Here is a 15,912-nt window from a genome sequence, read left to right as displayed (position 1 = left end):
AGGAACCGATCATGCGCCTGCCCCTCTATCAGGTCGATGCCTTCACCGACACATTGTTTGCCGGCAATCCGGCCGCCGTGGTGCCGCTGCAAGACTGGCTGCCTGACACCGTGATGCAAGCCATCGCGGCGGAGAACAACCTGGCCGAAACCGCCTTTTTCGTCCGTGATGGCGATGGCTGGTTCATCCGCTGGTTCACGCCGGCCAATGAGATCGACCTGTGCGGCCATGCCACGCTGGCCTCGGCCTTCATCAGCCGGAACTTCATCGACACGGACGCCACGGAATTCACCTTCCGCACCAAGGTGGCGGGAAGCCTGCGTGTGCTCTATGCCGACGATCTCTACACGCTGGATTTCCCCACCCGCGCCCCACAGGCGATCGATGTGCATCCCGACCTGATCAAGGCCCTGGGCGGGCCACCGCCGGAACTGGTGCAGGCCGCGCGCGACTGGTTCGTGGTCTACAAGGATGCGGCCACGGTGCGGGCGCTGTCGCCGGACTTCGCCCTGCTGAACGGTGTGGGCCGCATGACCATCGTGACGGCGCCGGGGGATGAGCCGGGGGTGGATTTCGTTTCCCGCTTCTTCGCGCCCATGGATGGCATTCCCGAAGATCCGGTCACCGGCTCCGCCCATTGCACCCTGATCCCTTATTGGGCCGACCGGCTGGGCAAGGACGTGCTGGAAGCGCGCCAAGTCTCTGGGCGCGGCGGTAAGCTGCAATGCCGCCTGCTGGGTGACCGGGTGCATATTGCTGGCAATGCCGTGCTGTACCTGGAGGGGACGATCCATGTCTGACCTTTTCGCGCTGGTGCCGCCGCCTGTTCTAGGTGGTTTCGCGGCCTTGTGCCTGGGCATGGTGCTGACGCCCGGCCCCAACATGGCCTATCTGGTTTCCCGCTCCATCTGCCAGGGGCGGGCTGCGGGTCTGGTGTCGCTGCTGGGTGTGGCGACCGGCTTCATCATCTTTCTGACCGCTACGGTGCTGGGGTTGGCGGCGATGCTGAAGGCCGTGCCGCTGGCCTTTGAGGTCATCCGCTGGGCTGGTGCCGCCTATCTGGCCTGGCTGGCCTGGAACGCCCTGCGTCCTGGTGGCCATTCCCCCTTTCAGGTGCGCGACCTGCCCCCGGACGGACCCTGGCGGCTTTATTCGATGGGATTGCTGACCAACCTGCTGAACCCCAAGGCGGCGATGCTGTACCTGTCGCTGCTGCCGCAATTCATCGATCCGGCACGCGGCTCTGTACTGGTCCAGGGCCTGACGCTGGGTGCCATGCAGATCGCCATCAGCCTGTCCATCAACAGCGTCTTCATCCTGATCGCCGGTGAAATCGCACGGTTTCTATCGGGCCGGCCGCTGTGGGCACGGGTGCAGCGTATGGTGATGGGCTCCGTCCTGGCCGGGCTGGCAGCCCATATGGCCATCAACCGCTAGGGAGTAGACGAGGTGGATATCTGGGAAGTCCGTCACGCTGACGGGCACGTCATCAGCAATGATCCGGCCCGGCTGGATTTCGATTTCATCCATCCGGCATTGGCATCCAGCTACTGGTCGCCGGGAATCACCCGCGAAAAGGTGGAGCGTGCGGCCCGCCATTCCGTGGCCATCGGGCTCTATGATTTCAATTGTTTCCAGATCGGCTATTGCCGGGTCATCACCGACCACACCAGTTTCGCTTATCTGGCCGATGTCTGGATGGACCCGCCGCGGCGGGCCGGCGGGCTGGGAACCTTTCTGGTGGACACGGTGGTGAACCGTCCGGAATGGGCGGATTTGCGCCGTTTCATGCTGTTCACCGCCGACGCGCAAGGGTTGTATGCGAAGTTCGGCTTCTGTCCGATCGATACACCGGAAAGAGTAATGACACGGTCGGCGCGGACCTGAACTGTCGCTTTGGTTGCTCTCATAGGTGGTAAAACAGTTCTATGCCTTTCGGCCTAAACTGCTCAGCCGTTATTCCACTGTTTACCCCGGATGGAGAATTGAGCAAGATAGCCCGGCTTTCAGACCTGCCAGCCGTTGGCGTCGACCGCGACCCGCCACGTGGTCGGCGTTGCGGACGGTTTTATCGAGCCCTTGCCTGTGGACAAACAGAAACTCATCGGTACCGTCCAGACGGTCTATGAACTGCACAGTTTCCACGGCGACCTGTGGCTGGTGGTGCGGGAGTCGCCCGACCTGCGGCAGCTGGAGCCGTCTGCGGCCATGCTGGTGCAGCGCAACGAGGTGGATGGCATCCGCCTTGTCCGCCGGTCCGACTACAAGGATCATGAGTTCCTGACCACCGTGACCATGGTGAAGCGCCTGCGCAATGGCGTGCAGGAGGCGGACCCTCTGGCACGCGCCAATCCCGGCCGCGACGCGTCCTGGTGCGACAAGCCCGAAGACCTGATGGGCGATATCCAGCGGCAGATGTTCCGCGCCTTCTTCGCCAGGTTCCTGGACGAGAAGCGCCTGACACCGCTGGAAATCCTGAATTACGAGGTGCATGCCCGTGTCCTGGACCAGGCCGGCACCACCGTGCAGGGCGCCTTGCAGCGACTGGCATCCGTGCAGGTGCGCGGCACGAAGCAGACGGCTGTGTCGCGCATGAAGGAGTTGATGAACATCGCCGATAACGGCTTGGCGGTGCTGGTCAAGGAAGGCAAGGGCAACCCGCCGCTGAAGATCGGCCCCGGCGGCCTTCTGGATGTAGTTGCGGCGTATAAAGGTCCGGCCGACGGCCTGTCCCGTGCTCTCTACCGCGCCGTGGCGGCGCATCTGGCCGATGCCAAGAGCTGGGTGGAAAAGCTGGACCGGCTGTTCCTGCTGTCCACGCCGGACCTGTCGGTGCGGGAAATGCGCATCTTGGACAGCATAGCGGCGGAAATCCTGGCCTCTCCCTTCGCGTTGAAGGAACTGGCCGGGCAGGAGAAGCAGCGGCTGGAACTGGTGCTGAGCGCCGTGGATCTCTATGTCGGCAATATGGGCAGCGGGCAGGGGGAGCAGCCGGCGGGCGTCAAGGCGCTGTCGATGCTGCTGTCGGAAGGTGTGCTGCCCCGCACGCTGGCCGAACTGCGCCTGGGCCTGTTGCGCCATCTCCATTCCCGCCTGCCGCTGCGCAGCGACCGCGGTATCCGGGACGAGATGGAAGCGACGGTCGAGGTCATCACCTATCTGCGCAAGCATGCACCGACCCTGGCGAGGGACGAGGAAGTGCTGGAGGCGCTGGCCCAGCGCGCCGACCGCTTGATCCAGCCCGAGGCCATGTCGGAACTGATCGGCCCGATCCGCAGCCCCATGGGCAAGGCGGAAACCGTGCTGTCCCTGGCGGAGACCGCCCCCGGTGATGCTCCCAAGGCCAAGATCGCCACCTACCTGCGCAGCCTGATCGTGCCGGAGGATCTGATCCGCGAGATGGGCAACCGCATGGAGTCGATCAAGACCCTGGGCGGATTCGCGCGGCGCATCGTGATGTCGGGCATGCCGGCCGCAACGAAGCGCGAGATGGCGGAAATCCTGGACAGTTCGATCTTCGACAGCATCCGCACGGAGATCCTGGCCAATAACAGCATGCCGTTCGCCGATCGTATCCTGACCATCGTGCGCTTGTGCGGCGGCCTGCCGGAGGGACGTGCCCGGCAATTGGCGGCTGATCAGCTGACCCAGGCATTGAAGCGCCCGGAATTCATCCTGAACTATCTGGAGCGCTTCCCCGGCGCCCAGGAACGCCGCGACGCCTATTTCAAGCTGTGCAACGCCATGCTGGAATCGGGGCTGGTGGACAAGTCGCTGCTGCCGATGGGATAAGATCGATGAAGCCCATTTTTCCCATCGTTTGGAATAATATTCATCGAGTTGATGCGGTTTTTCTATTTCTGTCACTTGCCCTGCTCATGCCATACATACCGTCGAACGATGAGTGCCCGGAGCCAGTTTCCAATATTCCTCTCGTGTATTTTTTCTTCGTGATGTCAAGATTAATGAGGCATCGTGTAAATAGCCATCCATATTGCTCTATTATCGTTCTTTTGGAAACAGTTGTATTTTCCTTCTTTATTGAAGGCTTAGATATGGACTTCGATTTTCTTGCCGACGGGACCGAGAAGTACTGCAGAAGCCGTTTCTTCTGACCTAAGCCACGGCTTACGCTTGGCGGTGTATCGGCGCGTTGTAGGTTAACGATCCCTGGCGAGCGGTAACGTCTGTCGTGTTCTTTCCCCCGCGTGCTTCGCAGAGCAGAAATCTGATCCGTGCGCAGCGATGCCCCATTGACGGGCATCTGCCCAAGCAATAGCTTCGGCGGCGGGTCACATCCCCCCAACGGGATGCTACTATTCTGGAAGGAATAGCCATAATGGCTGCGCCGAAGCCGGGCAATCGCCCCGCTAATCCGCAATTCTCGTCCGGTCCCTGCGCCAAGCGCCCGGGCTGGTCGATCGAAGCCCTGAAGGGCGCCCTGGTGGGCCGCTCGCACCGCTCCAAGCCCGGCAAGGCCAAGCTTGAGCAGGTGATTACCCTCTCCAAGGAAATCCTGGGCATTCCCGCCGATTATCGGCTGGGCATTGTTCCGGCCTCCGACACCGGCGCCGTCGAAATGGCCCTGTGGTCGCTGCTGGGTGCCCGCGGCGTCGACATGGTCGCCTGGGAAAGCTTCGGCAAGGACTGGGTCACCGACGTCGTGAAGCAGCTGAAGCTGCAAGACGTCCGTCAGCTGACCGCCGGCTATGGCAAGCTGCCCGACCTCAAGACCATCGATTTTTCCCGCGATGTGGTCTTCACCTGGAACGGCACCACGTCGGGCGTCCGCGTCGCCAATGGCGACTGGATTCCGGCCGACCGCGAAGGCCTGACCATCTGTGACGCGACCTCTGCCGCGTTCGCCATGGACCTGCCCTGGGACAAGCTGGATGTCGTCACCTGGTCCTGGCAGAAGGTGCTGGGCGGTGAGGCGGCACACGGCATGCTGGCGCTGAGCCCCCGCGCCGTGGAACGGCTGCTGAACTACACGCCCCCCTGGCCGATGCCGAAGATTTTCCGCATGGCCAGCGGCGGCAAGCTGTCGGAAGGCATCTTCAAGGGTGAGACAATCAACACGCCTTCGATGATCGCGGTCGAAGACGCGCTGGACGGCTTGAACTGGGCCAAGTCCGTCGGCGGTCTGGAAGGGTTGATCGGCCGGTCGGAAGCCAACCTGAAGGCCGTGGCCGACTGGGTATCCGCGACCGACTGGGTCGACTTCCTGGCCGAGACGGCGGAGAGCCGTTCCTGCACCTCCATCTGCCTGAAGATCGTCGATCCCTGGGCGACGGAACAGCCGGCCGAGGCGCAGGCGGAAATCGCCAAGAAGCTGACCAGCCTGCTGGAAAAGGAAGGCGTGGCGCTGGACGCCGGATCCTACCGCGATGCGCCCCCGGGCATCCGCATCTGGGGTGGCGCCACGGTCGAAAACGCCGACATCGTGGCCCTGCTGCCCTGGCTGGACTGGGCCTACGCCACGGTCAAGGCCGGCTGATCCAGCGCTCGCAGATCTATTCCGCGTCATCCCGGCGAAAGCCGGGACCCAGGGGCCACCGGTTCTACCCTTCCGGCAATAGACAGTGACGCAGCGTCACCCACTGTTCCCCCGACCCCTGGGCCCCGGCTTACGCCGTGGTGACGAGAAAATTCAATCCCGCATCTTCATGCGAAGGACCCCCAAATGCCCAAGGTTCTGATTTCCGACAGCCTAAGCCCCCGCGCCGTTGAGATTTTCAAGGAGCGTGGCGTCGAGGTCGACGTCAAGGTCGGCCTGAAGCCCGACGAGCTGAAGGCCATCATCGGCGAATATGATGGTCTGGCCATCCGGTCCAACACCAAGGTGACCAAGGATATCCTGGCCGCCGCCACCAACCTGAAGGTTGTCGGCCGCGCCGGTATCGGTGTCGATAACGTGGACATCCCGGCCGCCACGGCCCGTGGCGTTGTCGTCATGAACACGCCGTTCGGCAACTCGATCACCACCGCCGAGCATGCCATCGCCATGATGTTCGCGCTGGCCCGTGAGATCCCGGCCGCCAACGCCTCCACCCATGCCGGCAAGTGGGAAAAGAACCGCTTCATGGGCGTGGAGCTGTTTGGCAAGGTGCTGGGCGTCATCGGCTGCGGCAATATCGGGGGCATCGTCGCCGACCGCGCCATCGGCCTGAAGATGAAGGTCATTGCCTTCGACCCGTTCCTGTCGCCCGAACGCGCCACGGAAATCGGCGTGGAGAAGGTGGAGCTGGACGAGCTGCTGAAGCGCGCTGACTTCATCACCCTGCACACGCCCCTGACCGAGGCCACCAAGGGCGTTCTGGACGCCAAGGCCCTGGCCAAGACCAAGAAGGGCGTGCGCATCATCAATTGCGCCCGTGGCGGCCTGATCGTGGAAGAGGCCCTGCAGGCTGCCATCGAGGCCGGCCATGTCGCCGGCGCCGCCCTGGACGTTTTCGCGGAGGAGCCGGCCAAGGCCCACCCGCTGTTTGGCAATGAAAAGGTCGTCGCCACCCCGCATCTGGGTGCCTCCACCACGGAAGCGCAGGAGAATGTGGCCCTGCAGGTGGCCGAGCAGCTGGCCGACTATCTGGTCAGCGGTGCGGTCGTCAACGCCCTGAACATGCCGTCGGTGACGGCCGAGGAGGCCCCGCGCCTGCGCCCCTACATGAAGCTGGCCGAACAGCTGGGCGGCTTCGTGGGCCAGCTGATCGACGGCAACCTGAAGGGCGTGACCATCGAGTATGAAGGCCAGGCCGCGACGCTGAACACCCGTCCGCTGACCGCCATCGTCCTGAAGGGCCTGCTGGGCCCGCTGATGGAGTCGGTGAACATGGTCAACGCCCCCGTCATCGCCAAGGAGCGTGACATCAAGGTGGCGGAGACCAAGCGCGCCGTGGACGGCGATTACCACACCCTGGTTCGCATCATTGTCACCACCGACAAGGGCGTCAGCAGCGTGACCGGCACCCTGTTCGGTGGCGACAAGCCGCGCCTGGTCGAGATCGACGAAGTGCCGATCGAAGCCGAGGTGACGCCCTTCATGCTGTTCGTCCGCAACGAGGATAAGCCGGGCTTCATCGGCAAGCTGGGCACGACGCTGGGCAATGCCAGCGTCAATATCGCCACTTTCCACCTGGGCCGCACGGCGCCGGGCGCCAACGCCATCTGTCTGGTGTCGGTCGATCAGAAGGTGGACGAGGCCCTGCTGGCCACCATCCGCGCCCTGCCCAGCGTGGTGCGCGTGACGGAACTGGCATTCGCATAAACCTTCCCGATCATCGGGGAATGGTGAAGGGGGAGGGCTTCGGCTCTCCCCTTTTTCGTTGGTCGCGCCCTATCCGAAAGTGGTGCGCGATGTGGAAAATCGTAACCATGCCGTTCGATAGTTTGTGCTATGTAATCTGTCGGACCCGGCAGGAAGCGGGTTCAAGACGGGCAACCCATAGACGCAAGGCCTTTGCAGATGAAGTACGGCAGCGAATCGAGCAATCTCTCCGGCGCTGGCAAGAGCGAGGTTTCCTCCGCCTTGCAGGAAATCAGCCGCGAGTTGGAAGGCCTGCGGACCGAAATTGAAAAGGTCGGCACGGTGGCGCAGCAGATCGACGCCATCGCCAAGCAGACCAACCTGCTGGCCCTGAACGCCACCATCGAAGCCGCCCGCGCAGGTGAGGCCGGCAAGGGCTTCGCCGTCGTGGCCGGTGAGGTGAAGAACCTGTCGGGCCAGACCGCCGCCGCCACGGCCGAAATCTCCGCCGTGCTGCAGAGCCTCACCAAGCGCACCCAGCATCTGGGTCAGCTGGTCGAGCGCGCGATCACCCACGCCTGATTTCGGCACCGGGTTTGGATAAAGGGCGGTGCCGGCGACGGCGCCGCCCTTTCTCGTTCACAATGCTTCTCCCGCCTCACCGTTCGGAACTTTGCCCATGACCCGCCCCATCCTGATCATCGGTGCCGGCCCGGCGGGCCTGATGGCAGCTGAAATACTGGCCGGTGCCGGGCATGCGGTGGAAATCCACGACGCGATGGCGAGCCCGGCGCGCAAGTTCCTGATGGCGGGACGCGGCGGGCTGAACATCACCCATTCCGAACCGCTGGACCGGTTCATCACCCGCTATGGCGCTGCCCGACCCTTCATGGACCCGCATATCCGCGCCTTTACACCCGCGCAGTTGCGCGACTGGTGCCACGGGCTGGGGGTGGAGACATTCGTGGGCAGTTCCGGTCGCGTCTTCCCCAAGAGCTTCAAGGCCTCCACCCTGCTGCGCGCTTGGTTGCAGAGGCTGGATAAGATGGGCGTGGAGCTGTTCACCCGTCACCGCTGGACGGGCTGGGCTGCCGACGGCGCCGTCAGTTTCGACACGCCGGCGGGCGTGATCACCGTTGAACCCGCCGCCACGCTACTGGCGCTGGGCGGGGCCAGCTGGCCGCGTCTGGGCTCCGATGGCGGTTGGGCGTCGCTGCTGGCGGATCGGGGTGTGCCACTGGCGCCGTTCCGCCCGTCCAACAGCGGCTTCGACGTGCCCTGGAGCCCGGGTTTCCTGGAGCGGTCGGAGGGGGAGCCGCTGAAGCGAATCGCCATCGCCTTCAAGGACCGCACGGTGCCGGGCGAACTGGTGGTGACGAAGACCGGGCTGGAGGGCGGGGCGCTCTATGCGCTGTCCACCCCCCTGCGCGATGCCATCGATCGGGACGGCAAGGCCCTGGTGCATCTGGACCTGAAGCCCGACCTGTCGCTCGCCCAGGTACAGAACAAGCTGGCCCGCGTGCCGCCGGCCGACAGCCTGGCCAACAAGCTGCGCAAGGGGCTGAGTTTGGCCCCGCCCATGGGTGCCCTGATCCGCGAATTCGCCGGCGATGCCGATCTGGGTCGGACGTCGGTGCTGTCGGGTCTGGTCAAGGCGCTGCCCGTGCCCCTGTCCGGCCAGCGCGGCCTGGACCGCGCCATCTCATCCGCGGGCGGCGTCAAGCTGTCGGCGCTGGATGGCAACCTGATGCTGCGTGACATTCACGGCACCTTCGCCTGCGGGGAGATGCTGGACTGGGAGGCGCCGACCGGCGGCTATCTGCTCCAGGGCTGCTACGCCACCGCCGTGGCGGTGGCCAGGGGTGTCGAGAATTTTCTCCTTCCAGCCGTAAGGTGACACGATGGGCTGGGGGATCGTTGAAACGGTGTTGGCAGCGTTTGGCGTCCGCACCCGGTCATCCAATGGCACGACTGATGAGGTCAAGACAAGGCTGATGGAGTTGCCTTTCAGTGACCCGGCCATCACCTCGGGACCCGATTTCAGGACGGAGGGTGGCGGCGCTTCATTGCTGGCGCGATATTATGACGAGAATCGGCAGATGGAGCGGCCATTCCAGCTTCATTTCGATCGGGTGCGTGCGTTTCGCAAGCGCGCGGACGGGCATTGTACCGCTTGGCACATCAGTGATTGTTATGAAGTGCTATGCGAAGTGCAGGATTCCGTTTGGATCCGGGAGTTGCGCGAGGCGCAATCGCCGCCGCGATATCCCTGGGTCTTGCGGCATTTCATCCTTTATATTGAAGAGATCGGGTGTCTGGAAATTATGGCGGAATCCTTTTCCGTTATTACGGACGAGGTCGGAACGGCGGCGTGATCGCAGCCGCACTGTCTGGTCGTCGGCTTGGAAGGCGCCACTATTTTGCGATATGCCGCATGGCAATCGCTGTCGTCTCATCGGCGTCGCCGCTGGCCGGGATCACTTCCCACCGCATCTCGCCCAGGTCATAGGCGGCCTGCCGGCGTACCACCTGCGCGGTGGCGTCCGACGCATCGCCCCGGCGTCGCGCGACGCGGGCCATGGCCACTGCCTGATCAGCGACCAGCCACAGGCCGGTGAAGCCAAGGCCCGCCGCCCTAGCCACATCCTCGATGGCCTGGCGCTGGTCGGGGCGCGCATAGACGGCGTCGCAGATGACGCCGTGATGCCCGTCCAGCACCAAGCCGGCCTGTCCCGTCAGTTCCGCGTAGGTCTGGGCGGAATGATCGGGGCCGTAGAAGTTTTCCGGCAGATGCTGGCTTTCCTCCACCCCGGCCAACCGTTTGCGCAGCGCGTCCGACCGCAGGATCACCGCCCCCGGCGCCGGCCCCAGGTTGGGGGCCAGGGCGCGGGCCAGGGTCGTCTTGCCCGTGCCCGACAGGCCACCGATGGCGACCAGAGAAGGCGGCGGCGGGTCCAGCAGCCGGTGGGCCAGCTCCAGATATGAGGCCGCCTCTGTCTTCAATGCCGCCGCCTGCCGCGCATCGGATTGGCCAGCCGCAGCCGACGCTGTCAGGTGCGCCCGGATACCGGCCCGCACCGACATGAACAGGGGCAGCAACGACAGGCCGGCCAGATCGCCGGTAATGTCCAGATAGCGGTTGAACAGGATATTGGCCAAGCCCCGCAGCCGCCGGTGCTCCAGATCCATCAGGAGAAAGGCCAGGTCGTAGAGCACATCGGTCACCGCGATTCGGTCGCCGAACTCCACGCAGTCGAAAGGCACCGGCCGCCCCTCCAGCATCACGATGTTGCGCAGGTGCAGGTCGCCATGGCAGTGGCGGATATAGCCTGCATCGCGGCGCCGGTCGATCAGGTCCGCCCCCGTCGCCAGCGCCGTCTCCGTGGCCCTGTCCAGCCGATCCACCATGGCAGCATCGAACAAGGCGCCATGTTTGCGCATCTCGCTGATGTTGGTGCGGGCCAGGTCGGCCATCTCCTCGGCGCCCGGCGCCTTGGGCCTGGGTTCCGCCGTCTCGTGGAATTCCGCGATGGTGGCAGCCAGATCCCGCATGATGGAAGGGGACAGGGTGCCGTCGCCGGCCATGCAGTCCAGCAAGGCCGCCTGTGGGAAGCGCTTCATGGTGACCAGATACTCGATCACCGTCGGGTCGGGCCCGCCATCGGCGGCCACCGGTGCCTGTTCGACCAGTTGCACCTTGCCGTCGGCCCCGCGCACCAGCCCGCCCACGCCTAGATACAGATCGGGCGCCGTGCGCCGGTTCAGCGCCAGTTCCGCCTCGCACGCGTCCAGCCGCTGCGACAGGGTGGCATAGTCGAAGAAGGGATAGGTGACGGCGCGCTTCATCTTGAAGGCACGGCTGCCGGCCATGAACACGCGGGCCGCATGCGTATCGATACGATCAACCGAGCCACCGGGCGGCAGCCCATGGGTGGACGCGTCAGACAACAGGGCGATGGCCAGGGTCTGGCCGCCCTCTCCGATCTCTTCGCGGTCGCGTGCCGGACTGCTGTGCATGCGCAACACCCTTGTACTGATCTCACCTGTAAGCGAATGACGTTACAAGTAATCTATCGCCAGCGGACCCCACCTCAATTATTCTATCGCTTCAATCCGAGGCGCAATGCGGACTGATTATGTCCGTCATTACCCATTCGGCGTTGACAGATGTAACGGAGTTACCTCACCCTGCGACGCTGCGCCGCAGCAGAATGCCGCCTTCGCGTATAAGATGGAAGCCCCCATGCCGCTGGATCCCGCCATGCCCCAAGCCGCCGCCCCGTCTGATCTGGAATTCCTGGGCACCACGACGGCCAAGGGGGCATTGCTGTCCACCAAGCAGGCCCGCTTCCCGGCGCCCAAGGGCCTGGATGTGCGGACCCTGGCATCGGACCTGATGGGCCAGCTGGACCGGTTCAGCACCGAAGGGGCGAAGGATCCGTTTGCCAATCCCGTCATGCTGCTGGCGCTCGACATTTCCCGCCGCGTCGCGTCAGGCGAATTGTCGCCCGGCGCGCTGGAGCAGTTGATCCAGTACCTGTCGGCCGAAGGTTTCCTGGCCCGTTCCGCCCGCCTCTCCAATTACTTGGGCGAGGCATCGCCCGAAGCCAATGCCAGCCGCATGGAAGAATTGCTGGACGTGGCCGCGGCCGGCAGCGGTGGCGATCCCCTGACGTTCGAGGCGTTCCAGAAGCTGGTGGAGAAGGAGGTGTTCGGTATCGTTATTACCGCGCACCCGACCTTCAACCTGTCGGGGACGCAGATGGTGACCATGGCCTGTCTGGCCACGGGCCGCGACCAGACCGGCAAGCCGCTGACCGCCGAGGCGCGCGAGGCCCTGATCCGCCAGATGGCGACGGCCGAACACGCGCCCGAAGACATGTCGCTGACGCGCGAGCATGAGCTGTCGCTGGACGCCATCGCCAATATCCAGATCGCCATCCGCGCGCTCTACCGCGCCGTGCTGCGCGTGGGTCGCCGGCATTATCCGGAACGCTGGACGGAACTGACGCCGCGGCTGCTGACCGTAGCGTCCTGGGTCGGCTACGACCTGGACGGACGGTCCGATATCCGCTGGTCCGACACGCTGCACAAGCGCCTGATCGTGCAGCAGCGTCAGTTGCGCTATTACCTGTCCAACCTGCGCGACATCCGCGCCGGCGCGCCGGTGCTGGAGGATTTGCGCCACACACTGGCTTTGATCGAAAGCCGGCTGGCCCTGGCGCTGAACCAGGTGACGGACGAGATCGCGGCCTTCGGCGGATCAGAGGCCCAGGATCTGGAGCATCTGCGCCGCATCGCCAAGCGCATGCATGAAGGCCTGCCCCTGCGTCTGGTCGATGCCACCGAAGCCATCGAATTTGTGAACCGTGCCATCCGCCTGTCCGCCGCGATCGAGGGTGACAAGGCCTTGGACACGGTGGAACAGCTGGCCGTGCTGCGGGCCGAACTGGCGACCTTCGGCCTGGGCATGGCCCATACCCATGTCCGACTGAACAGCACCCAGGTCCACAATGCCATCCGCAAGGCGGTTGGTCTGGATACGGCGGCGGATGACCCGCGCTACCGCCAGTCCTACCTGGCCACCCTGACCGACCTGTTGGACAAGGTGGAGCCGGTCGATATCAATTTCGGCTCCGTCGTGGCCGAACGCACCAGTGCCAAGCGCCTGTTCATGGTCGTGGCGCAGATGCTGAAATATTCCGATGCGCGCACGCCGATCCGCTTCCTGATCGCGGAGAGCGAGAGCGCCTTCACGGTGCTGTCGGCCCTCTATTTCGCCAAGCTGTTCGGGGTGGAGGACCGGGTCGATATCAGCCCGCTGTTCGAAACGGAAAAGGCGCTGGAGACCGGCAGCCGCATCATCGAACAGCTGCTGGAAAACCCGCATTACCGCGCCTATGTGCAGAAGCGTGGGCGCCTGTGCATCCAGACCGGCTATTCCGATGCCGGCCGCTATCTGGGCCAGACGCCGGCCAGTGCGTCCATCGAACGCCTGCGCCTGCGCGTGCTGCGCCTGTTCACCCGCCATGCGCTGACCAATGTGCAGCTGGTGATCTTCGACACCCATGGCGAAAGCATCGGCCGCGGCGGCCACCCCGCCAGCTTGCATAACCGTCTGGCCTATGTCAGCCCGCCGGCGACGCTGGCTTTCGCGGCCAAGCACAATATCGATCTGAAGCAGGAGGTCAGCTTCCAGGGTGGTGACGGCTACACCTATTTCGTGACACCGGCTTCGGCCATGGCCGTGGTCACCCGCATTCTGGAATATATGATCGGCACGGCCAAGCCGGACCTGGACCATGACGTGTTCTATGCCAAGGGCGATTATATCCGGGAATTTTTCACCACCGTGAAGGCCTTCCAGGTCGGGCTGGTCGAGGACCCGAACTATGGCGAGTTGCTGGCCGCCTTCGGCACCAACCTGCTGTTCCCCAGCGGCAGCCGCGCCATCAAGCGCCAGCATGATGCCGCCCCCGATCCGGCGGCCCGCGTCATGGCCGGGCAGTTCCGTGCCATTCCGCATAATGCCGTGCTGTTGCAGATGGGCTTGGCGGCCAATGTGCTGTCGGGTGTGGGCGAAGCCATCGACCGTGATCCCGAACAGTTCCGCACACTCTATGCCACGTCACCGCGCTTTCGCGAACTGATCGGCATCGTCATCTATGGCACGGCGGTCAGCTGCCCTGATGCGCTGAAGGCCTATGTCGACACGCTGGACCCCGGTCATTGGCTGACGCGGGCGGCGCGCACCGACAATCCGCTGGAAGCCGACGATATGCGCCGCATCGCGGCCGTGCTGGAGGAGACGCCGACCCAGGCCCGCCTGATCCGCATCTTCCGCAAGCTCTATCGCGATTACGGCGTGCTGCGGCAGAATCTGGAGCGGGCGGGGGCAGCACCCAAGCCCAATCCGGAGCTGGACCGGCATCTGGCCCTGTTGCATGCCGTGCGTCTGTCGCTGATCCATCAGGTCTATCGCTTGGCCGTGCATATCCCGGAATTCTCCAGCCAGCATTCCATCACTAATCAGCGGCTGGTGACCCGCCTGCTGCACCTGGATATTCCCTGGGCCCTGGAACAGCTGGCCCGCATCTTCCCGGCGCGTACCGAGGCCACCCTGGACGAAGGGTTCGGGGAGGTCGCCACCTATGTCAGCGACGAGAGCCAGGATTATAGCCAGGAGAATCAGAACATCTTCCGGCCGCTGGCCTCGCTCTATGAACTGATCCGCCGGACCAGCAACGCGCTGACGCAGCGGATTGGGTTCTTCGGATAAGCCAAACGTCGAAGCTGAAACGAACAGGGCGGATCGGTTATCCCGATCCGCCCTGTGCTGCTTTCCGGGGACTGCACCGTCGCGCTCAACCCCAATACCCCACATCCCGCTTCAATTGCGGCGGGATGCCGTGGCGATAGGCTTCGCCGGCCAGCAGTTCGGTCAGCACTGCTTGCAACTGCGCGGCCAAGCCCGACAGGGCCGTCATCCGGCGGGATGGGGGTGTGGTGCAGGCAAGCACCAGGGTTTGCGGCCGCGATGCAGCCCCATGGACCAAGTTCAGCTTTTGCATTGTCAGGGTTCCTTTCCGAACCGCCATTGGGTCTCTGTTGGACCATTTTTTGCCCATTCCGGCCTGGACGACAAACGAGTAATCCCGATAGGATGCAATAACTGGCCTTGTGCATAGGGAGCTGTTCATGGACAAGCGTCTGCCGCCGCTGAATGCGCTCCGTGCCTTTGAAACTGCTGCCCGCCACCTGTCCTTCACCAAGGCGGCGGACGAGATGGCCGTCACCCAGGCGGCCGTGTCCTATCAAATAAGACAGCTTGAGGACCATGTCGGGCGGGAACTGTTCCGCCGCCTGACGCGCAAGCTCGAACTGACGCCGGCCGGGCTGGAATTGCAGGCGGCGGTGGAGGATGCGTTCGACCGTATCCGCTCTACCATGCACAAACTGACCGACGCGGCGCAGGACAAGGTACTGTCGGTGACGACGCTGCCCACCTTCGCCTCGCACTGGCTGGTGCCGCGCCTGGGCCATTTCCAGCTGCGCCGGCCTGACCTTGCCGTACGGCTGGACAGTTCGGTGGGGATCGGCGACCTGAACCACCAGTTCGACGTCGCCATCCGGTCGGGCCATGGGCAATGGTCGGGTACGGTGTCGGAAAAGCTGGTGCAATACCGCCTGACCCCGGTGATCAGCCCGATCCTGGCCGACCGCATGGGCGGCATCCGCCACCCGTCGGACATCGCGCGGTTGCCGCTGCTGGATTATAACGACCAGGAGGATATCCGCTATTGGCACCAATGGTTCGCCCAGGCCGGGGTGGCCGTGGACCGGATGCGCAGCGGCCCGCAATATGACATGCAGTCGATCACGGGGCAGGCGGCGGTGATGGGCCAGGGCGTGGCGCTGGTCTGCCCCGCCTTCTTCGCTGCCGACATCGCCTCGGGCCGGCTGGTGGTGCCGTTCCCGGATCTGGTGCTGGTCACCGACCGGTCCTATTGGCTGGTCTGTTCCCAGCGCCGGGTGGACGAGCCGAAGATCAAGGCCTTCCGGGACTGGATCCTGTCGGAGGTCAATGCCTGTGAGGGGCAGTGCGGGGCGCTGGGTGGGATATTGAATATCCCCCTGGCCGGGCCGCGTCTGGCGGCAAATGGCTGAAC

The 15,912-nt window shown here is 64.2% G+C and carries 13 protein-coding genes; 11 read left to right on the top strand and 2 right to left on the bottom strand.

Annotation, left to right across the window (positions count from 1 at the left end; translation table 11 throughout):
• Positions 1-11 precede the first annotated feature (11 nt).
• From AC1Q7F_RS07195 to AC1Q7F_RS07155, 9 genes are all read left to right on the top strand, one after another.
• Positions 12-800 (top strand): PhzF family phenazine biosynthesis protein, encoded by a 789-nt coding sequence (locus AC1Q7F_RS07195; protein ID WP_492505231.1) that lies wholly within the window; start codon positions 12-14, stop codon positions 798-800.
• The gene (locus AC1Q7F_RS07190) at positions 793-1,437 is read left to right on the top strand and encodes a LysE family translocator (RefSeq protein WP_492505230.1); all 645 of its coding nucleotides are present in this window, start codon (positions 793-795) and stop codon (positions 1,435-1,437) included. The genes AC1Q7F_RS07195 and AC1Q7F_RS07190 overlap by 8 nt, the downstream gene beginning before the upstream one ends.
• A 12-nt stretch (positions 1,438-1,449) precedes the next feature.
• On the top strand, positions 1,450-1,887 hold the full coding sequence (locus AC1Q7F_RS07185) for a GNAT family N-acetyltransferase (protein ID WP_492505228.1): 438 nt from the start codon (positions 1,450-1,452) through the stop codon (positions 1,885-1,887).
• A gap of 198 nt (positions 1,888-2,085) precedes the next feature.
• Positions 2,086-3,792 (top strand): hypothetical protein, encoded by a 1,707-nt coding sequence (locus AC1Q7F_RS07180; protein WP_492505226.1) that lies wholly within the window; start codon positions 2,086-2,088, stop codon positions 3,790-3,792.
• A gap of 547 nt (positions 3,793-4,339) precedes the next feature.
• Positions 4,340-5,497, top strand: a complete 1,158-nt coding sequence (locus tag AC1Q7F_RS07175; RefSeq protein WP_492505224.1) for a phosphoserine transaminase — start codon at positions 4,340-4,342, stop codon at positions 5,495-5,497.
• Positions 5,498-5,683: 186 nt separating this feature from the next.
• Complete coding sequence (gene serA / locus AC1Q7F_RS07170) at positions 5,684-7,264, top strand: phosphoglycerate dehydrogenase (protein WP_492505222.1); 1,581 nt, start codon at positions 5,684-5,686, stop codon at positions 7,262-7,264.
• Between the two features lie 198 nt (positions 7,265-7,462).
• Positions 7,463-7,825: a methyl-accepting chemotaxis protein gene (locus AC1Q7F_RS07165; RefSeq protein WP_054167173.1), complete on the top strand. Its 363-nt coding sequence runs from the start codon at positions 7,463-7,465 to the stop codon at positions 7,823-7,825.
• A 97-nt stretch (positions 7,826-7,922) separates the two neighbouring features.
• Entirely contained in the window at positions 7,923-9,140 is a 1,218-nt protein-coding gene (locus AC1Q7F_RS07160; protein ID WP_492505220.1) for a TIGR03862 family flavoprotein, read from the top strand.
• Positions 9,141-9,144: 4 nt separating this feature from the next.
• Positions 9,145-9,618 carry a hypothetical protein gene (locus tag AC1Q7F_RS07155; protein WP_492505218.1) on the top strand — a complete coding sequence of 158 codons (474 nt, stop codon included), beginning with the start codon at positions 9,145-9,147 and terminating at the stop codon, positions 9,616-9,618.
• Between the two features lie 40 nt (positions 9,619-9,658).
• On the opposite strand, the gene AC1Q7F_RS07150 is transcribed toward AC1Q7F_RS07155, so the two are convergent.
• Positions 9,659-11,260 (bottom strand): bifunctional aminoglycoside phosphotransferase/ATP-binding protein, encoded by a 1,602-nt coding sequence (locus tag AC1Q7F_RS07150; protein WP_492505216.1) that lies wholly within the window; start codon positions 11,258-11,260, stop codon positions 9,659-9,661.
• A 226-nt stretch (positions 11,261-11,486) separates the two neighbouring features.
• Here AC1Q7F_RS07150 and AC1Q7F_RS07145 point away from each other — a divergent pair, with 226 nt between their 5' ends.
• Positions 11,487-14,522 (top strand): phosphoenolpyruvate carboxylase, encoded by a 3,036-nt coding sequence (locus AC1Q7F_RS07145; protein ID WP_492505214.1) that lies wholly within the window; start codon positions 11,487-11,489, stop codon positions 14,520-14,522.
• 85 nt (positions 14,523-14,607) lie between these two features.
• On the opposite strand, the gene AC1Q7F_RS07140 is transcribed toward AC1Q7F_RS07145, so the two are convergent.
• On the bottom strand, positions 14,608-14,814 hold the full coding sequence (locus AC1Q7F_RS07140) for a hypothetical protein (protein WP_492505212.1): 207 nt from the start codon (positions 14,812-14,814) through the stop codon (positions 14,608-14,610).
• 127 nt (positions 14,815-14,941) lie between these two features.
• On the opposite strand from AC1Q7F_RS07140, the gene gcvA reads away from it, so the two are divergent.
• Positions 14,942-15,910, top strand: a complete 969-nt coding sequence (gene gcvA, locus AC1Q7F_RS07135; protein ID WP_492505210.1) for a transcriptional regulator GcvA — start codon at positions 14,942-14,944, stop codon at positions 15,908-15,910.
• The last annotated feature ends 2 nt before the right edge of the window (positions 15,911-15,912 follow it).

It is taken from the genome of Niveispirillum sp. GW835-FHT14G11, assembly GCF_058793615.1.
Note: the sequence above shows the minus strand (reverse complement) of the source record. Positions and strands in the feature narration are given on the sequence as shown.